Source organism: Paenibacillus alvei DSM 29, assembly GCF_000293805.1.
GTDB classification, from domain to species: domain Bacteria; phylum Bacillota; class Bacilli; order Paenibacillales; family Paenibacillaceae; genus Paenibacillus_B; species Paenibacillus_B alvei.
On the sequence record NZ_AMBZ01000002.1, the window covers coordinates 652,501 to 672,684 of the forward strand.

21 protein-coding genes, 2 rRNA genes, 2 pseudogenes and 1 riboswitch (1 of these 26 only partly in view) are annotated in these 20,184 nt (G+C 46.4%); of the genes and pseudogenes, 23 read left to right on the forward strand and 2 right to left on the reverse strand.

Going from position 1 to position 20,184, the window contains the following annotated elements:
• Both PAV_RS09345 and rrf read left to right on the forward strand, forming a co-directional pair.
• A 23S ribosomal RNA gene (locus PAV_RS09345) occupies positions 1–759 on the forward strand; it begins 2,169 nt to the left of the window's first position.
• 77 nt (positions 760–836) lie between these two features.
• Positions 837–953: ribosomal RNA gene (gene rrf, locus PAV_RS09350) — 5S ribosomal RNA — on the forward strand.
• A 140-nt stretch (positions 954–1,093) separates the two neighbouring features.
• Here the strand turns inward: rrf and PAV_RS09355 are convergent.
• Positions 1,094–1,630, reverse strand: coding sequence for a hypothetical protein (locus tag PAV_RS09355; RefSeq protein ID WP_005545474.1), 537 nt, complete (start codon positions 1,628–1,630; stop codon positions 1,094–1,096).
• A 255-nt stretch (positions 1,631–1,885) separates the two neighbouring features.
• Between PAV_RS09355 and PAV_RS09360 the strand changes: the two genes are divergently transcribed.
• The 10 genes and pseudogenes from PAV_RS09360 to rsmI all read left to right on the forward strand — a co-directional run bounded on the left by PAV_RS09360 (position 1,886) and on the right by rsmI (position 9,547).
• Positions 1,886–2,068, forward strand: coding sequence for a sigma factor G inhibitor Gin (locus PAV_RS09360; protein WP_005545475.1), 183 nt, complete (start codon positions 1,886–1,888; stop codon positions 2,066–2,068).
• A 133-nt stretch (positions 2,069–2,201) separates the two neighbouring features.
• Positions 2,202–3,815, forward strand: a complete 1,614-nt coding sequence (locus PAV_RS09365; RefSeq protein WP_005545476.1) for an aminotransferase class I/II-fold pyridoxal phosphate-dependent enzyme — start codon at positions 2,202–2,204, stop codon at positions 3,813–3,815.
• A gap of 2 nt (positions 3,816–3,817) precedes the next feature.
• The gene (tmk, locus tag PAV_RS09370; RefSeq protein WP_005545488.1) at positions 3,818–4,492 is read left to right on the forward strand and encodes a dTMP kinase; all 675 of its coding nucleotides are present in this window, start codon (positions 3,818–3,820) and stop codon (positions 4,490–4,492) included.
• A gap of 60 nt (positions 4,493–4,552) precedes the next feature.
• Positions 4,553–4,881: pseudogene (locus PAV_RS09375) on the forward strand (cyclic-di-AMP receptor).
• Positions 4,882–4,981: 100 nt separating this feature from the next.
• Entirely contained in the window at positions 4,982–5,425 is a 444-nt protein-coding gene (locus PAV_RS09380) for a YaaR family protein (protein WP_005545499.1), read from the forward strand.
• 97 nt (positions 5,426–5,522) lie between these two features.
• Positions 5,523–6,502 (forward strand): annotated as a pseudogene (gene holB, locus PAV_RS09385) (DNA polymerase III subunit delta').
• Positions 6,503–7,303 carry a PSP1 domain-containing protein gene (locus PAV_RS09390; RefSeq protein ID WP_005545505.1) on the forward strand — a complete coding sequence of 267 codons (801 nt, stop codon included), beginning with the start codon at positions 6,503–6,505 and terminating at the stop codon, positions 7,301–7,303.
• Between the two features lie 33 nt (positions 7,304–7,336).
• Complete coding sequence (gene yabA / locus PAV_RS09395; protein WP_005545507.1) at positions 7,337–7,720, forward strand: DNA replication initiation control protein YabA; 384 nt, start codon at positions 7,337–7,339, stop codon at positions 7,718–7,720.
• Between the two features lie 161 nt (positions 7,721–7,881).
• Positions 7,882–8,655, forward strand: a complete 774-nt coding sequence (locus PAV_RS09400) for a tRNA1(Val) (adenine(37)-N6)-methyltransferase (RefSeq protein ID WP_005545509.1) — start codon at positions 7,882–7,884, stop codon at positions 8,653–8,655.
• Position 8,656: 1 nt separating this feature from the next.
• Positions 8,657–9,547 (forward strand): 16S rRNA (cytidine(1402)-2'-O)-methyltransferase, encoded by an 891-nt coding sequence (gene rsmI / locus PAV_RS09405; protein ID WP_005545511.1) that lies wholly within the window; start codon positions 8,657–8,659, stop codon positions 9,545–9,547.
• A gap of 199 nt (positions 9,548–9,746) precedes the next feature.
• Here the strand turns inward: rsmI and PAV_RS09410 are convergent, their stop codons facing one another.
• Positions 9,747–10,001, reverse strand: a complete 255-nt coding sequence (locus PAV_RS09410) for an AbrB/MazE/SpoVT family DNA-binding domain-containing protein (protein ID WP_005545514.1) — start codon at positions 9,999–10,001, stop codon at positions 9,747–9,749.
• 307 nt (positions 10,002–10,308) lie between these two features.
• Between PAV_RS09410 and PAV_RS09415 the strand changes: the two genes are divergently transcribed.
• The 11 genes from PAV_RS09415 to PAV_RS09465 all read left to right on the forward strand — a co-directional run bounded on the left by PAV_RS09415 (position 10,309) and on the right by PAV_RS09465 (position 20,119).
• Complete coding sequence (locus PAV_RS09415; protein ID WP_005545515.1) at positions 10,309–11,598, forward strand: HD domain-containing protein; 1,290 nt, start codon at positions 10,309–10,311, stop codon at positions 11,596–11,598.
• 28 nt (positions 11,599–11,626) lie between these two features.
• Positions 11,627–12,394, forward strand: a complete 768-nt coding sequence (locus PAV_RS09420) for a TatD family hydrolase (RefSeq protein ID WP_005545516.1) — start codon at positions 11,627–11,629, stop codon at positions 12,392–12,394.
• A 192-nt stretch (positions 12,395–12,586) separates the two neighbouring features.
• Positions 12,587–12,783, forward strand: a riboswitch (cyclic di-AMP (ydaO/yuaA leader).
• Positions 12,784–13,101: 318 nt separating this feature from the next.
• Positions 13,102–14,229, forward strand: a complete 1,128-nt coding sequence (locus PAV_RS09425; RefSeq protein WP_005545517.1) for a 3D domain-containing protein — start codon at positions 13,102–13,104, stop codon at positions 14,227–14,229.
• A gap of 166 nt (positions 14,230–14,395) precedes the next feature.
• The gene (gene rnmV, locus PAV_RS09430; RefSeq protein WP_005545518.1) at positions 14,396–14,962 is read left to right on the forward strand and encodes a ribonuclease M5; all 567 of its coding nucleotides are present in this window, start codon (positions 14,396–14,398) and stop codon (positions 14,960–14,962) included.
• Positions 14,963–14,967: 5 nt separating this feature from the next.
• Positions 14,968–15,879, forward strand: coding sequence for a 16S rRNA (adenine(1518)-N(6)/adenine(1519)-N(6))-dimethyltransferase RsmA (gene rsmA, locus PAV_RS09435; RefSeq protein WP_005545519.1), 912 nt, complete (start codon positions 14,968–14,970; stop codon positions 15,877–15,879).
• A gap of 73 nt (positions 15,880–15,952) precedes the next feature.
• The gene (gene yabG / locus PAV_RS09440; protein ID WP_005545520.1) at positions 15,953–16,858 is read left to right on the forward strand and encodes a sporulation peptidase YabG; all 906 of its coding nucleotides are present in this window, start codon (positions 15,953–15,955) and stop codon (positions 16,856–16,858) included.
• 157 nt (positions 16,859–17,015) lie between these two features.
• A complete protein-coding gene (veg, locus tag PAV_RS09445; RefSeq protein WP_005545521.1) occupies positions 17,016–17,291 on the forward strand; it encodes a biofilm formation stimulator Veg in 276 nt (91 codons plus the stop codon).
• 229 nt (positions 17,292–17,520) lie between these two features.
• On the forward strand, positions 17,521–17,697 hold the full coding sequence (locus tag PAV_RS09450) for a hypothetical protein (protein ID WP_005545522.1): 177 nt from the start codon (positions 17,521–17,523) through the stop codon (positions 17,695–17,697).
• Between the two features lie 167 nt (positions 17,698–17,864).
• A complete protein-coding gene (gene ispE, locus PAV_RS09455; RefSeq protein WP_005545523.1) occupies positions 17,865–18,719 on the forward strand; it encodes a 4-(cytidine 5'-diphospho)-2-C-methyl-D-erythritol kinase in 855 nt (284 codons plus the stop codon).
• Positions 18,720–18,867: 148 nt separating this feature from the next.
• The gene (gene purR, locus PAV_RS09460) at positions 18,868–19,698 is read left to right on the forward strand and encodes a pur operon repressor (protein ID WP_005545524.1); all 831 of its coding nucleotides are present in this window, start codon (positions 18,868–18,870) and stop codon (positions 19,696–19,698) included.
• 37 nt (positions 19,699–19,735) lie between these two features.
• Positions 19,736–20,119: a RidA family protein gene (locus PAV_RS09465; RefSeq protein ID WP_005545526.1), complete on the forward strand. Its 384-nt coding sequence runs from the start codon at positions 19,736–19,738 to the stop codon at positions 20,117–20,119.
• Positions 20,120–20,184 lie beyond the last annotated feature (65 nt).

A 20,184-nucleotide genomic window follows, 5' to 3' on the forward strand; every position in this document is an offset into this window, starting at 1 on the left:
GAAGCCTGAGCGCCAGCTTAGGTGGAGGCGCCGTTGGGATACCACCCTGTTCGTATCGGAGTTCTAACCTAGGACCGTGATCCGGTTCGGGGACAGTGTCAGGTGGGTAGTTTGACTGGGGCGGTCGCCTCCTAAAGAGTAACGGAGGCGCCCCAAGGTTCCCTCAGAATGGTTGGAAATCATTCGAAGAGTGCAAAGGCATAAGGGAGCTTGACTGCGAGACCTACAAGTCGAGCAGGGACGAAAGTCGGGCTTAGTGATCCGGTGGTTCCGCATGGAAGGGCCATCGCTCAACGGATAAAAGCTACCCTGGGGATAACAGGCTTATCTCCCCCAAGAGTCCACATCGACGGGGAGGTTTGGCACCTCGATGTCGGCTCATCGCATCCTGGGGCTGAAGTAGGTCCCAAGGGTTGGGCTGTTCGCCCATTAAAGCGGTACGCGAGCTGGGTTCAGAACGTCGTGAGACAGTTCGGTCCCTATCTGTCGCGGGCGTAGGAAATTTGAGAGGAGCTGTCCTTAGTACGAGAGGACCGGGATGGACGCACCGCTGGTGTACCAGTTGTTCCGCCAGGAGCATAGCTGGGTAGCTATGTGCGGAAGGGATAAGCGCTGAAAGCATCTAAGCGTGAAGCCCCCCTCAAGATGAGATTTCCCAATTAGTAAGACCCCTTGAAGACGACGAGGTAGATAGGTTGGAGGTGGAAGCACAGCAATGTGTGGAGCTGACCAATACTAATCGGTCGAGGGCTTATCCTATTTGATTCAACACGAACTTTCGCATTCAGTTTTCAAGGTATGACCTTGAACTTTATATTGGCACTAAGCCAATGCTGTTTGGTGGCGATGGCGGAGGGGTTCCACACGTACCCATACCGAACACGACCGTTAAGCCCTCCAGCGCCGATGGTACTTGGATCGCAGGGTCCCGGGAGAGTAGGACGTCGCCAAGCACACAAAAACCACTGTTGAGATTACTCGATGGTGGTTTTTTTATTTTTATATGTGGTCGAATGTGGTCGAATCAAAAGAGCTGGCCTTTAGCACACATCCCCTGTGTCAAAGACCAGCTCTTTTGGCTTTTTTTAAAAAGTTACGCTTTATATAAGCAGAAATCCACTTCATTTACTTTGACAAGGCCGCTTGAGTCTGCAGCACGTAGTGTCAATATGCAATACCAACGCGGCGAGATAAGCCAAATGTGCCAGAACACATGCAATAAGGTGAGTTCCAATGGGAGCCACGGACATAAGATAAGTATGACTAGAAACGTAATGGACGTCGTGTGCAGCATAATTTTCGTAATGTATCGCAGACTAATGAACTGTTGTGGAAGCGGTAAATAACCGATCCATGGCATACGCCACCTCCATGCCCATCTGCCCTTATATGTATACCTGTCGACGATAAAGATGGATCTGCCTATCACGTAGTGCAGCCATGCAATTAATACCCAGGAGGCTGCGATATAAGCAATACCGATCAGTCCGTTTTGATAAAGGGCTGCTGCAATGCACAGCAATGATAGCGTGACATAGGGGACGGTGAAAGGCTTCGTTAACCGAACTTTTTTTAGCAGCTGGTAGTTATAAAATGTTCGCTCCATTTCTTCATTACGTATGGTTGACATTGAGCGAACCCTCCTTTTTCAAGTTGAACAATAAGTTATATATCGGTATTTATTCTATGAAAATGTAGAAGGAAGAGAAAATGAAAAAGATACGTAAAAGGATCAAGCCTGCAAAAAAGGGTGCAAACCGTACAAACACCAATAAGGCCATTCGATCATACATATATAAAAACATTTGAAACCAGCTATGAAACTGGTATATATCCATAGAGTTGCGGGCATACTTATCATATAACCTCTAAAGGTGGGATTGACATGGAACGTCAGGATACACACTGCATTGTGTGCGGTGAAGCGACGAATGACGGCATAATGGTCGTCAATCAATTTATTTGTACAGCATGTGAGCAAGAAATGGTGAAGACCGATGTGCAGGATTTAAAATATTCATTTTTTATTCATAAGCTAAAACGATTATGGCTGCACACACATGTGTAAGGAGAAACAACTTGATATGCTTAATCGCCAGAGCCCGATTCAGGGGGCTCTTTTTGCTTTTTATTGGTCAACTGATGAAGAAGTTCACAATATAAGTTACAATAAATGAAGCAATGAAAAAGGGGTAACCTTAATGGATAAACATAAGGAGACTTCTCAGTTGGCGCTTGCTGGACAGGAGCATGTGCGGGCGCCACTAGTGGAAGCTTTACTTAAATATAATCAAAATCAGCATGCTTCCTTCCATGTGCCTGGACATAAGGATGGAAAGTGGTATGCACATGAATCGCTGTCTCTATCTGGCCGAGAAGATTGGAATACACTTTTGCACAAAATGTCACTGCTTTTGACGATAGATGTGACAGAGGTAGAAGGTACAGATGATTTGCATCATCCAACAGAAGCTATCGCGGAGGCGCAGCAGTTAGCTGCTCAGTGCTTCGGTGCAGAGGAAACACATTTTCTTGTCGGAGGAAGTACGGTCGGAAATATAGCCCTCCTGATGAGTTGCTGTATTCAGCCGAATGATGTAGTCCTTGTACAGCGGAATGTCCATAAATCGGTCTTACACGGGCTTATGATGGCTGGAGCAAGAGCCGTCTTCCTTGCGCCGCAAATGGACAAGGGTAGTGGTCTCGCAACTGCCCCCAACAATGATACGGTGGAACAAGCACTCCAGGCTTATCCTAATGCGAAAGCCTTGTTTGTAACAAATCCCAATTACTATGGGATGGGGATTAATCTGTGCGAGTTAGCAGAAATGGTTCATCGATATGATATTCCATTGCTGGTGGATGAAGCACATGGTGCACATTATGGCCTCCATCCAGCTTTCCCGGAATCCGCTCTTCAGGCAGGTGCAGATGGGGTTGTTCAATCCACGCATAAGATGCTTGGAGGTATGACGATGAGCGCGATGCTTCACGTTCAAGGAGCGAGGCTTAATCGAACCAGGCTGAAGAAGCTGCTTACGATGCTGCAAAGTTCAAGTCCTTCTTATCCGTTAATGGCTTCCCTTGATATAAGCCGTTATTATTTAGCACGTAATGGACGAGAGGCGTTTGAGGAAGGACTCAAGGCGGTACAGCATGTACGTGCCGCTTTGGTTAATTTGACCGTATATGAGGTTATAGAGATACAAACTGCTAAACCGCAATCAGCATATTGCAGCCTTGATCCGTTCAAAGTAACGATTCGATGTACAAATGGACAATTAAGCGGATATGAGCTGCTTGAACGGCTTTCAGAGTATGGGTGTACTGCTGAAATGGCGGATTTGCAGCATGTGGTGCTTTCGTTCAGCCTTGGCAGCTCGTTAGAGGATGCACAGCGATTAATTACAGCGCTGCAAGCGGTTGCGGTGACATTGGACGACAACACTCCATATACTAAGATACAGGTAGCCACCTATACAGAAAATATTGATACACCAGGGCGCTCCATTACGTTCGCTGACGGTCAGCGCATGTATTCTGAGCCAGTATCCTTCTCGATATATGAACAAGAGAGTGTTCGAACGAAGCGAGTATCTGTACATGAGGCTGTAGGTCATAAGGCTGCGGAATCTGTTGTTCCGTATCCTCCAGGTATTCCATTACTGTATCCGGGTGAAATCATTACTGAGGCTGCTGCACAGGAGCTGATAATGCTTGCACACGCCGGGGCCAAGTGTCATGATGCAGAAGATGAATCCTTGCTGACGGTTCGTGTTGTCGTTACAGAAGATGAGAAGGGGATTGAGGATTAACAATGGTGAAGCAGCAACAAATAGAGCGTTCAGGATGGTTCATAACACTGGAAGGTGGGGAAGGAGCCGGCAAGTCATCTGCGATTGAGCTGTTAACGAATAAGCTGAAGCAGCAAGAGCTTGATGTCGTGGTAACGCGGGAACCAGGAGGAGTCCGAATTGCGGAGAAGATTCGCAGCATCATTCTGAACCCTGAGCATACGGAAATGGATGCACGAACAGAAGCGCTGCTATATGCAGCGGCGCGCAGACAACATTTGGTGGAGGTTGTCGTTCCGGCTATAGAGCGAGGGGCGATCGTCCTGTGTGACCGCTTCGTCGATAGCTCACTCGCCTATCAGGGTTATGCACGTAGACTCGGCATGGAGGATGTGTGGGAGATCAATCGTTTTGCCATACACGATATGATGCCGGATATTACGTTCTGGTTAGATATTGATCCGCAGGCAGGATTGAATCGGATCGCGGCGAATCAGAACCGCGAGGTTAATCGGCTCGATCAAGAGCAGCTTGCATTCCATGAAGCGGTGCGCGAGGGATATGATCAAATTGCGAAACAGCATCCTGAACGGATTGTACAGTTGGATGCAACACAGACGCTAACAGAAATAAGTAAGCAAATGTACGACATTTTATGTGAACGAACGCAGGATTTTGCAGTACGGATGTATAAATAAATAACATCATTCCATATATGAATGGACAAGAATATTATATTTTAGGGAGGATGACCAGGCATGAAAATGGTTGTAGCCATTGTACAAGACAAAGACAGCAATCGACTCTCTGGTGCATTAGTAAAGGCGAATTTAAGAGCAACCAAGCTGGCGAGTACGGGTGGATTTTTGCGTGCAGGCAATACGACGTTCATGATAGGTGTGGAGGATGATCAAGTGAGCACCGTCCTGAATGTCATCCGAAACAACTGCAAGGTAAGAGACCAACTCGTAACTCCGGTAACGCCACTAAGTGGAACATCAGATTCTTATATGCCGCTTCCTGTTGAGGTACAGGTGGGGGAGCAACGGTATTCGTGCTTCCGGTCGAGCGGTTCGAGCATTTTTAATCATTCGTTTTCGATATTACGATATAATAGTAAGAACCAGTAAGGTAAGTGAGTTCGATCAGAGCATGACTATGAAGTGAGAAATTGCAGGTGATATAGAGTGAAAATTAATCCTGGATTTCGTCCCCTCGGTACTGATGTGCGAATGGGCGAAACGGTAACGAAGCCCGTTCAGCACAAGTCTTTTGCTGATATGATGAACAATCGTCACGATCAAGCCAGCAATGACGAACTGCAGCAGCGGCTGCAGGATATATACCGTCAAGGGGAACGACTAGCGAAGTCAATGACGATTCGTGAGCTTCGCATGTATCGGATGATGGTGAAGCGATTTTTAGAGGATACAGTAAGACGGAATCTAAAAATAAAAGAAACACGCGGATGGGATCGGCGCGGCAAAAGCAAACGGTATCAAATCGTCGATGAGATTGATAGTGCTCTCATTGAGCTGGCAGATCATCTGTTGGAGTCGGAGCAAGGCAAGATTGAACTGCTTCATAAAGTAGGAGAAATACGTGGAATGCTGATTAACCTTTGTTTCTAGATAGACGAGGCTGATTCCTCCCCTATCATTTAACTTGGAGCGAGCAGCTTGCTCGGTATCGCATTCTGGTTATATATATGGAAGGAACACGTATACCATGTCGTTTGAACAAATTCTCGGTCAGGATCGAGCAAAAAAATATTGCAAAATGGATTGCGCGCTGACAAAGTATCTCATGCCTACCTATTCAGTGGACCGAAAGGAACAGGCCGCATGGCTGCTGCGTTAACCTTTACCAAGGCGCTGTTCTGTGAACGTATGACAGATGATGCATGTGGGGAATGTCTTTCTTGTCGGAAAATTGAGCATGGGAACCATCCTGACGTGCATCTTATCGCACCAGAGGGACAGTCGATTAAAATCGATCAAATTCGTGAGCTGCAGCGCGAATTTTCCTATCGGACCCAAGCTACAGGCCGTAAGGTATACATTATGGAGCAGGCGGAGAAGATGACCGTTCAAGCGGCCAACAGCCTGCTTAAATTTTTGGAGGAGCCGACAAGCCCCGCAGTGGCTATCCTAATAACAGAGAATGGACAAGCGATGCTGCCAACCATTCAATCCCGTTCGCAGCTCGTCCCATTCACGCCCCAAGATCCGCACCTTATTTGCCAAACGCTTGTGGCAGAAGGCTGCCCAGTTGTATTGGCTCGTGCTGCTGTCTATCTTGTAAATGGCCTTGAAGCAGGGCGCGAGTTGTGTGGACAGAATTGGTTTGCAGAAGTAAGAAACGTAATGTTACAATTAGGAAAGGAGTGCGAAGCAAGACTGCCTTCCGCACTTCTAACCGCACAGCAGAAGTTGTTTAAGACCGAGCTTGCCGAACATACGGACATGCTGTTCCGTTTGTTCCATCTCTGGTTTCGAGATATGTTGAATTACCAATACAACCGGCAGGAGAGTCTCGTCTTTATCGATCAGCTTGATACAATCAGCAAGCTGGCTTGGACGAAATCAGCTGAAGGATGGATTCGGTGCATGGATGCGGCAACGGAGGCGCAAAAGCGGGTGCGCGCCAATGTCAGCCCGCAGCTTGCTTGCGAGCAGTTTCTGGTTGGAATCCAAGGAGGTACTTGATTGTATAATGTAGTCGGCGTCCGTTTTAAGAGAGCGGGCAAAATATACTATTTCGACCCGGTCGAATGGCCGGTCCAGAGGGACCAGCATGTGATCGTCGAAACGGCGCGCGGCATCGAGTACGGCAAAGTCGTGATTGGTCCGAAGACCGTCGGTGAGAACGATGTGGTGCTTCCCTTAAAGAAAGTCATTCGCATCGCCAATGAAGCAGACGCAACACTGGTAGAAGCGAATCGACAAGCAACAAAAGATGCGTTCGCAACTTGTATGGACAAAATTAGAGCGCATCAGTTGAAAATGAAGCTTGTAGATGTTGAATATACGTTTGATCGGAACAAAATCATCTTTTACTTTACGGCAGAAGGACGCGTGGACTTCCGCGAGCTGGTCAAGGACTTGGCCAGCGTGTTCCGGACACGGATTGAGCTGCGGCAGATTGGTGTGCGTGACGAGGCTAAGATGCTTGGCGGCATCGGGCCTTGCGGGCGAGTGCTATGCTGCTCCTCCTGGTTAGGTGATTTTGAACCGGTATCCATTAAAATGGCAAAAGACCAGAACTTATCGCTGAATCCTACGAAAATATCCGGTTTGTGCGGTCGCTTGATGTGCTGCCTGAAATACGAGCATGACAATTATGAAAGCGTGAAAGAAGAGCTTCCTACAGTCGGCAAGTGGGTTGTTACTTCGATAGGAGAGGGCAAAGTCGTCGGTATAAATGCCGGAGAACGTAAAGTGCACGTCCAACTGGCTGAAATCGGCAAAGTAAAAGATTTTCCTTTCGACGACGTTGTCGTAAAATAAATAGCGGACATTTTCACGCTCTGGGGTGGGAACTTGGAGAAGAAAGACATTTTTGCGCAGATTCATGAATTGGAAACGCATATGGGAGACCTTCATCAAGAGCTTGGTGCGCTGAAACTCGTCGTCAAAGAGCTGCTGGAAGAGAATCAACGCTTGTGGATGGAGAATCAGCAGCTGCGCAAAGTACTGCACCACGAGCATCACGAGCACTTGGAAGTTGAACCAGAGGTGAAGGGAGACTCTACACCCGCAGTTCATCCTGATCCAAATGGAGATTCCAAAGAGAACGTGGTAGGCGAAGGGTACGATAATCTAGCGCGGCTGTATCATGAAGGGTTTCACATTTGCAACGTGTATTATGGACATTTGCGGACGGAAGGTGACTGTTTGTTCTGTCTGTCCTTCCTCAATAAATAACCGCGGCCGTAGGTCAGTGGAACCGGAAAGAGGGTTCCCGACCTGCGGCTTTTTCATCATAATAAGGATAGTTAGATGCTTCATCAGAAAGTTCTTTCACAAAGATATGGAATATGGCGTAGTTTACTTACACGAATGAATGAAGTAAAGGCAGGAACGATATGGAGAATAGAAATGATGCGATCGAGCTGCATCCGTCTGAGAGGCTCGACGACTTGCTCACTCATCAATTACAGATTATACAGAGCTCGGAGGTATTCAGCTTCTCCATGGATGCGGTTCTGCTTGCTCGATTTGCTTCTGTACCAATGCGTGGGCGCATAATGGATTTATGTACGGGCAATGGGGTGGTTCCTCTGCTCATGTCCACACGGACGAATGCACAGATCGATGGGTTAGAGATACAATCAAGACTCGCGGATATGGCGAGCCGCAGCATCAGGCTGAATGGACTGGAAGAACGAATTCGCATTATCGAGGGGGATTTAAAATCATTCGAGCCGAATCCAGAGCGCCCGTTCTACGAAATGGTGACCGTGAACCCGCCTTATATGCCATTAACAGCAGGCGACATTAAGGAAAACAAACATTATGCGTTAGCGCGCAGTGAAGTTGCCTGTACGCTTGAGGATGTCATTCGTACGAGTGCGAAGCTACTGCGAACGGGTGGGAAGCTAGCCATGGTTCATCGTCCTAGCCGATTAACAGATATTTTATCGTTGATGAGAGCTTATCGACTAGAGCCTAAGCGAATCCGCTTCGTTCATCCTCGTGAGGAGGATGAGGCCAATATGGTGCTTATTGAGTCTGCGCGTGACGGGAAGCCAGATGTACGGCTATTACCGCCGCTGATCGTATATAATGAAGAGAATGAATATCGTGAGGAATTAATGGATATCTATTATGGGAAAGCTTCGCAGCTGAAGGATGGATAATATGCAATTGACGGAACAATATAGCTACCAGCAACAGGCGGAAAATGCAGGCGCATTATATCTTGTCGGCACACCGATCGGAAATCTGGAGGATATGACATTTCGAGCGGTTCGTATCCTGCGGGAAGCAGATATTATTGCAGCCGAAGATACGCGCGAGACGAGGAAATTGCTGAGTCATTTTGAAATTACGGGGAAGACGCTGTATAGCTATCATGAGCATAATAAGCAAGCAAGCGGACCGGAGCTTGTCCGTATTATGGAAGAGGGGAAACGTATCGCCCTCGTGAGCGACGCTGGGTTACCCGCTATTTCAGATCCAGGCGCAGATTTGGTGCAGTTGACTGTAGAGGCCGGCATACCGGTTATACCGATACCTGGCCCGAATGCGGCCCTTTCAGCCTTGATTGCTTCAGGACTTCCTACGGATCGCTTCACATTTGTTGGTTTTCTTCCACGTGAGAAGAAACATGCGGATGCTGTGCTTGCTTCGCTACGTGTGGAAGCAGGTACATTGTTATTTTATGAGTCTCCGCACCGTATTGCGAAGACACTTGATCGATTCGTCACGGCATTCGGAGACAGCCGGCGCATTACAATTGCACGCGAACTGACGAAGCGGTACGAACATTTCATACGTGGAACCGTCGGCGAATGTATTGCCTATATAGCGGAGCATCCGCCTCTTGGGGAATGCTGCATCGTGGTCGAGAGCGCTGACGAGAATCAATCGTCTGAAGGAGCGGGACAAGCATGGTGGCATGAACTGACTGAAGAAGAACATGTTGCACATTATGAGCGTGAACAAGGGGTATCCCGTAAAGATGCGATGAAGCTTGCAGCAAAAGATCGCGGTGTATCCAAACGAGACATTTATCAGGCTTTACTATAAGGGACGCTTGGATGCAATGAATCTTATGAAGATAATGGATCTTTAAAGATCTCATTAATAGTAGTGTAATCGGCAAAATCCCTTGCTAGAAAGGCAAAAAAAGACCTCCATGGTTGGGTTCAAAACCATGGAGGCATCAAGGAAGATATAAAAAGGTTAGAATTAACATATGTGATTAGAGCTATTATAACCTATTTTTTTATTTTGTCACAGGTTGAGGTATTTCTGATATACATTCGTGGCAAACAATTTTTCCTTTAAAGTATGTAACGTTCTCTGCATTGCCGCAGAAGATGCATGCTGGTTCGTATTTCTTAAGCATGATGCGTTCTCCGTCAACGTAAATTTCTAGCGCATCCTTTTCACCGATACCAAGGGTGCGGCGAAGCTCGATCGGAATGACGACACGACCCAGTTCATCTACTTTACGGACGATACCAGTGGACTTCATCATAGTTCAACGCTCTCCTCTTTACTTTAGCATGAAATGTCATAATTCGACAAAATTCTTTATTGGCTGATTCTTATCGTACCAACCATTCCCAAATTAGTCAACCTACAAAATCCATACATAGCGTGCTAATTTATGGATTTTAGGTTTTTTTAGCGTATATTTAGCTGTTTTTAACGGTGTGGCCTACACTTTTACACTCGTATGGTATTTTTTATGTAAAAATAAACAGAAACAAGAATAAACCAAATCTTTTCGACAAGAAGGCAGACTATGTCGAAAAGGTTCGAATCGAAAGGAGTGATTTTCAATGTTATTAGAGGAAAAAGTGTTCAAGGATCCGGTTCACAATTATGTACATGTCCAAGACCGAACGATATGGGATTTGATTAATACTAAGGAATTCCAGAGGCTTCGCCGCATTCGTCAATTGGGAACTTCCTATTTAACGTTCCATGGAGCAGAGCATAGTCGTTTTTCCCATTCCCTTGGCGTGTATGAAATTACGCGGCGCATCATCTCTCAATTTGAGCGGAATCAGTATGAGGACTGGCCAGAGGAAGAAAGGCTGGTCGCTTTGTGTGCAGCACTGCTTCATGATGTGGGTCATGGGCCATTTTCCCATTCCATAGAAGAGGCCTTTGATATGTTTCATGAGGATTGGACATACCGCATTATAGTAGAAGATACCGATATCCGTCGTGTATTGAAGCAGGTTGATCCGCATTTCCCTGAGAAGGTAGCGTCTGTGATTCGCAAAACGTATGAACGTCCGATCGTTGTTAACTTAGTATCCGGTTCGCTGGATGCGGATCGAATGGACTACTTGCTGCGAGATGCCTACTTTACAGGTGTAAATTATGGAACATTTGATATTGATCGTATTCTAAGAGTGCTGCGCCCCCATAAGGATCGCATTGTGGTTAAGGAGAGCGGTATGCACGCAGTGGAGCATTATTTGCTAGCTCGATATGAAATGTACTGGCAGGTTTATTTCCATCCGGTAACACGCAGTTCAGAAATGGTGTTGCGCCATATTTTCAAGCGTGCAAAGGAACTATATTTGAGTGGGTATGAATTTCGATATTTTCTATCTCCGCTTGACTCTTTATTTGAAGGAACGATTACAACTGAGCAGTATGTACAGATGGATGAGGCATTTGTGCAGACCGCATTTATGCAGTGGTCGAGAGAGAAGGATGAACGGCTTGCTGACTTGTGCCAGCGATTTATGGAGCGTAAACTATATAAATATATTGAAGTCGAGCAGATGAATGAGGAATTGCAGGAACGATTGCGGATGGAGTGGTCACAAGTTGGGCTTGATCCCAATTATGATTTGATGTTCGATTCCCCTTTTGATAGACCTTATGATGTATATCGAAAAGGGGATGCACGATCGCAGCAGCATATTATGCTGTGGGGACGGGATCAGCAAATCGTGGAGCTGTCCAAAAAATCAGATATCGTTCGCACCATTAGTGGGATTCGCAACGGGAAGCAATATATTTATTTTCCGATGGACAGGCTATTGACCGTTTCACATCAGCTTACGGCAGACACACGGCGGATGTTCATTCGCCGCAATCACCTGACATAATTGGATGATAGAAAAGGAGCGCTTGGACGTGTTATTTGATACGCATACGCATTTAGACAGCAGCAATTTTGATGAGGATCGCGATCAGGTCATCGCCAGAGCCGTCGAACAAGGGGTAACCCGTATGGTGAACATTGGATTCAATCGGGAAACAATTCCGACGACGATGGCCTTGGCGGAAAAATATGACTTCATTTATGCAGCTGTAGGCTGGCATCCTGTAGATGCAATTACGATGAAACCAGAGGATATGGACTGGATTGCAAAGCTTACCGAACATGAGAAGGTTGTGGCGATTGGCGAAATTGGACTGGACTATCATTGGGATACATCTCCGAAGGATGTTCAGCATCGTGTATTTCGTGAACAAATTGGCTTGGCCCGTGAGTTGAAGATGCCGATCATTATTCATAATCGCGAGGCACATGAAGATGTAATCCGCATTTTGCGCGAAGAGAAGGCACATGAAGTTGGAGGTATTATGCATTCCTTCTCAGGCAGTTGGGAAACAGCGAAGATGTGTCTGGATATGGGCTTCTACATCTCATTTGGAGGACCTGTCACGTTTAAAAATGCGAGACAGCCGAAGGAAGTGCTCGTTCAGGTTCCAAACGACCGATTGCTCGTGGAGACAGACTCCCCTTATTTGACGCCGCATCCGTTCCGAGGCAAGCGCAATGAGTCCGCTTATGTACGTCTTGTGGCAGAAGTCGCAGCCGAGCTGAAAGGAATGGAATTTGAAGAATTTTGCAGAATGACGACCAAAAATGCTATGACATGTTTTGACATCAGGTGAAAACATGATAAAAACAAGTGAAATAAAGATATCGGCCACAAAATAAGTGGATTTTGTTATGAAAAACGGATTTAGTTACATTTTTTAACCATTTTTCGCGAAAAACGAAATTGCTACTGTCTTTACAAGAAGATTGCAAACACGATATGATTTCTCACAGATGTTATTACACAATTCAATATTGTTCCAACTAATTCAGTATCGCTTAATCTCCAGGTTGTGGAGAACGGGGGAACCAGAGTGGGATTGACATGAGTACATGTTCAATCACATGGATCAATTCCTTGGGGTGAATTAGGGACAACCGAGCCATGAGCCGGTTGGTTCCGATAGGGCGACTCTCAAGCCCGAACCCGACAGCTAACCTCGTCAGCGTACAGAGAGGGTTCCTCGCGTCCTACACTGTTGACGTTTGGGTTTCTATTATAGAAGCCGCGAAAGAGTCTCCTCTTACGAAGGGCTTCTTTTGTTTTACTCTCAAATATTCTTTTTTGAATAATGAGAATAAAGACGTCATAGGGTGTAAGAAATAGGAGGTGGGAGCAGCCAATACTGGATCGTTGGTACGGAGAATTCGGAAATGTGGAGAACGAATACACGCTCGTTCCAGACAAAACCAATTCTCTCGTAAACATTCTTGAAATAGTCGCGTCAGATGAAATCATGCGCAACACTCGACGGCGGGACTATGTAAGGAGGACCGAGAAATGGGACAGATCGTGAACAACGAAACCCATGAACCCCGATCATCCAGCATGTCACTCGCATTGCGATGGAAGCGTGAAAATGTACGTGTTATCACCGTTATTGCAGCTGTAGCAATCGTGATCACATTAATAGCAGTCTTAACTTGGTATAATGCAACAAAGAAGACAGTGGCTGTGCTCGTTGATGGACAAGAGCGTTCAGTCGAAACTCGCCTTGATACGCTTCGCAATGTTTTGGATGAGCATGCGATAGCACTTGGGGCATACGATGCTGTATCAAAGCCGCTCGATGAAGAGATTGCAGATGGGGATCGAGTTATTATTGAACGCGCTTTGCCTATCCAAATTACTGCGGATGGGAAGAAGGAAACGCAGTATACAACGGAGAAATCAGTGCATAATGCATTGGCTGCGCTGGAAATCCCGCTGAATCCAGATGATAAGGTATTCCCTGCTAAGCGTGCATCGATTGCAAAGGACATGAACATCCGAATTGTTCGGGTCAGCAAAAAGATGGAAGAACGCAAGGTTAAAGTTCCTTATCAAGTTGTGAAGCAGGCTGATGCCACCCTTCTTAAGGGTAAGACTAAAATGGTTCAAGGCGGAAAAGAAGGTTTAGTCGTTCAGAAGGTTCAAAATACCTATGAAGACGGTAAGCTTGTATATTCCCAACTGGTGGATAAATCCGTTCATACGAAACAAGTCAATCAAGTTATTGCCTATGGAACGAAGAAGAAGCCGGAGGTTGCTGTTCTCTCAGTGAACACGGACGATGATTCTGATGACAATGGTTCCAGCGGAGACAAAGATTTTAGATATAAAAAAGTGTTGAAGAATGTTCAACTGACAGCTTACACCGAAGCGGAAGGTTCCTCTGGTGCGAAGACGGCATCAGGTGCGATGGTATCGGAAGGCCGTACGATCGCTGTTGATCCGAAAGTTATACCACTTGGCTGGTGGGTATACATCGAAGGGATTGGATTCCGACGTGCCGAAGATACAGGCGGCGCAGTCAAAGGGAAAATTATCGATGTATACTTCGACAGTAAAAAGACTGTTAGCAAGTTCGGACGCAAGAAGGGGTATACCGTATATGTGGTTGGCCCAGTCAAGCCGGAAGTGAACTAGCACACAGGTATGCAGCCATGTGTAATTAGGATATAGTAATGAATAACGATTTATGTCATGCTAAGAAGAGGGGACACCCTCTTCTTTTGTTGTTTATTTGCGAATCGGGAGCAAGTAAGAAATAGTGGTTGTACGAAGTGATCTTGTGGTGAGAGGAGTACGAGAATTGATACGTGAAGTGATAGTCGTAGAAGGTAAGGATGATACCGTTGCCATTCAGCGTGCTGTAGAAGCAGACACGATTGAAACAGGTGGATCGGCAATTAACGATACAACTATAAAACGCATCGCATTGGCGCAGGAGCGCCGAGGCGTAATTATTTTTACGGATCCGGATCATGCGGGAGAGAAAATTCGAAAGACGATTGCAGAGCGTGTACCTGGGTGCAAGCACGCTTTCCTTCCTAGACATGAGGCGATAGCCAAGGGGGATTTAGGGGTAGAGAACGCGAAACCAGAGGCGATACGCCGTGCATTGGAGCAGGTCCGTACGGAGATGCCCAGCATGATGTCGGAGTTGACATGGATGGATCTTGTAGTAGCAGGCTTAACAACGCATTCAGGCTCTGCTGAACGAAGACAGCGGCTAGGGGAAATTTTGGGCATTGGATATTGCAATGCAAAGCAGTTGCTCAAGCGCTGTGGTGTATTCCAAATTGGCAGGATTGAGTTTGAGGATGCCTTACGGCAGCTAAATCAAGAAGAACAGCACCATCGAGTAGAAGGAGAATAGAGGGAATGACGCAATCGAGAGTGGAAATAGCGACACCGAACCGAACGAAGGACATTATACGCAAACATGGATTCTCTTTTAAGAAGAGCTTAGGACAGAATTTTTTAATCGATATGAACATTTTGCGGCGTATTGTAGATGCGGCGGAGCTGGACGATATGACAGGCGCTTTGGAAATCGGCCCTGGAATTGGAGCGCTTACTGAACAGTTGGCCAAGCTTGCCCGTCATGTGACAGCTATTGAAATCGATCAGCGCTTGCTTCCGATATTAGGAGAGGTGCTGGAGCCGTATGAGCACGTCCGTATTGTACACGGTGATGTATTAAAAGTCGACTTGCATGAATTGTTCCGTGAGCAGTTTCAGGATGTTGAACGAGTGAGTGTTGTGGCTAACCTTCCGTATTATGTGACGACACCGATTATGATGAAGCTTCTGGAGGAGCGTCTGCCGCTCAAGAACATCGTCGTGATGATCCAGAAGGAAGTAGCGGAACGAATGGCTGCGAAGCCAGGAGGCAAGGATTACGGCAGTCTGAGTGTGGCTGTACAATATTTTGCGGAACCTGAGCTGGTATGTACAGTGCCTCATACGGTATTTATCCCACAGCCTAACGTAGAATCTGCAGTTATCCGTTTGAAGGTTAGAACGACTCCACCTGTACAAGTAAAGGATGAGGCTTTGTTATTCGATGTCGTACAGGCTTCTTTCGCTCAGCGCCGCAAGACGATATGGAATAATCTGAAGGCACGCTACTCCAGCAAATGCGGAGTGGACAAGCTAACAGGAGCGCTTGAAGCAGCCCATATTGAGCCGAACCGCAGAGGTGAGACATTGTCGATTGAGGAGTTCGCTGCTTTATCCGACGCAATCGGGCACGCAATTGCTCAGGCGGAAGAAGAGAATCAAGCGGAATAAGATTAAATTTGTGCACTAGGCATCACCAATCCATGTAATCGCCCATAGGATAGTCGGAGAGGTGATCGATCCTATGAACGAGCCAGTGAAGCAAGGGGATTTGGTCGTACGCAAGTCGTACGGTGGCGATATTACATTTCGTGTAGAACAGGTCTTCCAACAGACAGCGATTATAAAAGGGACAGATTATCGCTTGCTTGCGGACTCCCATGTTCGAGATTTGGTAAGTATTCCGAAGGCAACGATTGCACGACGCTCTGAACAGGCTCACATCAAGATGCTGCAGTCTGTAGAAGTATTGGAGCAGCAGCGCAGAGAGCAGTATGAGCGTAGACAGATGGAGCTTCCTTTTGCTGAGATGCCGAATGGAAGCTCAACATTTGATATGCCGGGAACGGTGCTTCATCTTGATGGGGATCCAGGATATTTGCAGAAGAGCATGGCGATTTATAATCAGCTCCGTGTGCCAGCGGAAGGACATTATGTGAACGAGAGAAATATGGCGGATACACTGTATCGTCTGTTGCCGCGGGTGAAGCCTAATATTATCGTGATTACAGGGCATGATGGGGTATTGAAGAACGGCAGGCATCGCGACCTGATCAACCTGCAAAATTATAAAAACTCGCAAAACTTTGTGAATGCAGTACAGACCGCTCGGCAGTATGAGCGGCATCTTGACCTAATGACGATTATTGCAGGAGCATGCCAATCTCACTTCGAGGCACTGCTCCAAGCTGGAGCTAATTTTGCAAGCTCACCGGGCCGCATTATGATTCATGCGCTTGACCCAGCCTATGTAGCGGTAAAAGCAGCATATACCTCGATTCGTGATACTGTACAGATTGGGGATATTGCCCCTCATATGGTCAGTGGAATTGACGGGGTAGGCGGGATTGAGACAAAAGGGAGCTATCGATTTGGCATGCCGAAGCTGAAAGATTTATCGACACTGAACGTTACACCTACGGTCATATAAGCGGCCTATGTATAAAATACAGCAAAAAGTAGCAACTTAATAAATTTGGATAAAAAATATATTGACATGAAAACAGTCTTATTGTTATAATTATTTGTTAATTTGACAAAACCTCTTGAATTGGTTATAATGGACAAGGAAAGAGGTGGTAGCTGTAATGGCGAAAAACGCTTTGTTTGAAATTCGTCGTTGTCTTGAAGCACATGTCGGTCAGAAGATTCTGCTCCGCGCCAATGGCGGTCGTCGGAAAACGATTGAGCGTACGGGCGTGTTGGAAGAAACCTACCCTTCTGTATTTATTGTTAAGTTGGACCAGGATCAGAACGCGTTCAAGCGGGTATCCTACAGCTATGCAGATATATTAACAGAGTCGGTCCAAGTGACCGTATGCGCCGATAACGGCGAGATGAAGATTGAATATGTTCGCGGTTAAGCGACATGACGGCAGCCATTTATGGCTGCCTTTTGTTTGGGTTTTTCAGTCTGTGAAGTACAAACCAGGTATAGCCAGTCCTTCCTACATAGTCATCCCCTCCACAAATCGGAACATGGATCGGCGTATAACCACGGCCGCTTCTACTTACATTAACGGTAAGCCGATGAATGCATCGTGCTTGCTACAACAATTTCTGATCATTATGGTAAGCACGGGAGGTGCAGTGATGAGCCGAAGAAAGCGCAACTTCATGTCTGAGGAACTGAAGGTGGAATTGGCTAAGGATCTTGGCTTTTATGATACGGTATCCAAATACGGATGGGGCGCCATTCGTGCAAAAGATGCCGGCGATATGGTCAAGCGGGCAATTCAACTTGCTGAAGAGGCTGCCTCAAAAAAATAATGAGCCAAAAAACCTCCTGTCCAGCGAGCATCGGATCTGTGTCCGCTCTGTTCGCTTTTTTATTACGAAATCATTCCAATTGCCTATGTGCGTACACAAATGACTTGCACCATAGAGTCTGTTATAATAACGTAAGCGATCCGTAGGATAAAGAAGGGTGAACGCGAGTGAAAGTGTACGAGAAGGCGCCTGCCAAAATAAATTTGCTGTTGGACGTGCTGCGTAAGCGTGAGGATGGATATCATGACGTGGAAATGGTCATGACGATGGTAGACTTAGCGGACCGTCTCGAGATGGAGGAGCTTCCTCGAGATACGATTATCATCTCCAGCCAAGCAGGTTACATACCGTTAGATGAGAAGAACTTAGCGTTCCAAGCGGCAAAGTTGATTAAAGAACGTTATGAAGTAAAGCAAGGCGTATATATTCATTTAGATAAAAAAATACCGGTTGCTGCTGGACTTGCTGGTGGAAGCAGTGATGCTGCTGCAACTTTGCGTGGTCTGAATCGACTGTGGAAACTGGGTATTTCTGATAAGGAACTGCAGGTTCTCGGTACAGAGCTTGGATCCGACGTCCCTTTCTGTGTTACAGGAGGGACAGCCATCGCCCGTGGGCGTGGGGAGGAACTGGAGATGGTTCATCAGCCGCCTCAATGTTGGGTAGTGCTTGCTAAGCCGCCGATTAATGTATCGACCGCAGATGTGTATGGACGGCTGAAAGCGAATCAAATCGTCAAGCATCCATCATTAAAAGATATGATGAGAGCTATTGAAGGTCAAAGCTTCCAAGGGGTATGCGAATCGCTTGGAAATGTACTCGAGGATGTTACACTGCCGCTCTATCCAGAGGTGCAGCAGTTGAAGGAATCCATGCTGCGACTTGGAGCTGAGGGAGTACTTATGTCAGGTAGTGGGCCGACTGTGTTCGGCTTGGTGTCCAAGGAGTCTAAAATAGCAAGAATCTATAATGGACTTCGAGGATTTTGTAAGGAAGTGTATGCTGTACGTCTGTTAGGATAACAGGTTCATGATGTTCCCCTTGAATAAGAAGGCGATATGGTTACAATTTGCAGAACCTTTTTCTTGACAAGCGGCCTTTATCTTGCTAACTAGCGTACATTCATGTAATATCTACAATATAATATTCGGTTTTGAGCGAGGAGTTATCATGAAAAAATTGAAGCGAAGCGCCCGTCTGGTCGAGATGACCCAATATCTGATGTCTAAGCCGCATACGCTCATACCGCTCACGACATTTGCAGAACGTTACGGAGCAGCCAAGTCTTCCATCAGTGAGGATTTGGCTATTATTAAAGAGGTGTTCGAGAGCGAAGGAACGGGGGATTTGCTGACACTTGCCGGTGCTGCTGGCGGGGTCAAATTTATCCCAAAATGCGCGCCTACTGTTGCACTTCCTGTAATTGAGTCTTTATGCACATCAATGGAGCATCCGGATCGGGTGCTGCCTGGGGGATATTTCTATATTACTGATATTTTGGGCCAACCAGCCCTTATGAATGACGTAGGGCGAATGTTCGCATCTGCCTTTGCAGATTGTGATATTGACGTCGTAATGACGGTTGAAACAAAAGGTATTCCAATTGCCTATGCCACGGCAGCCCATTTAAACCTGCCTGTAGTGCTTGTACGACGAGATCATGTCGTTACTGAGGGATCAGCCGTCAGCATCAACTATGTATCGGGATCACAGAAGAGCATTCATACAATGACTCTTGCACGGCGTGCTTTGAAGGAGCGTTCGCGTGTATTGATCGTGGATGATTTCATGCGGGCTGGCGGTACGGTGCATGGCATGATGGACTTACTGAAGGAATTCGATGCTACGGTAGCGGGTGTTGGGGTATTGGTAGAATCGGAAGATGTATCAAATGAAGAACGGCTGCTGACAGACTACGTGTCCCTTGTGCGTGTTGGGACTGTAGATGCGCGAACTCGCCAAATTATGGTGAAGCCGGGGAACTACTTCGATAAGGAATAAGCGATAGGGAACAACATTGATTTGGGAGGGTGTTCATATGTCTCATGGATTAGAAGCAATTGCAACGAATCAAGCGCCTGCGGCCATTGGCCCATACTCGCAAGCAATGAAGCTGGGCAATCTCTTGTTCACTTCGGGCCAAATTCCATTAACCGCACAAGGAGTACTTGTAGAGGGTGGAATTGAGGAACAGACCCACCAAGTGTTCTCCAACTTGAAGGCGGTACTTGCTGAAGCGGGTAGTTCTTTGGACAAGGTCATAAAGGCCACTGTGTTTATTAAGGACATGAACCAATTTGCACAAATCAATGCAATCTATGAATCTTACTTCGGAAATCATAAGCCTGCACGATCTTGTGTAGAGGTAGCAAGGCTTCCGAAAGACGTACTTGTCGAAATTGAACTGATCGCAGCGATATAAATCGAAGCTTGTCGAATCAGCTAAAGATGGGAATAATTTTTTAAAAAAATAATATTCTTGGCAAA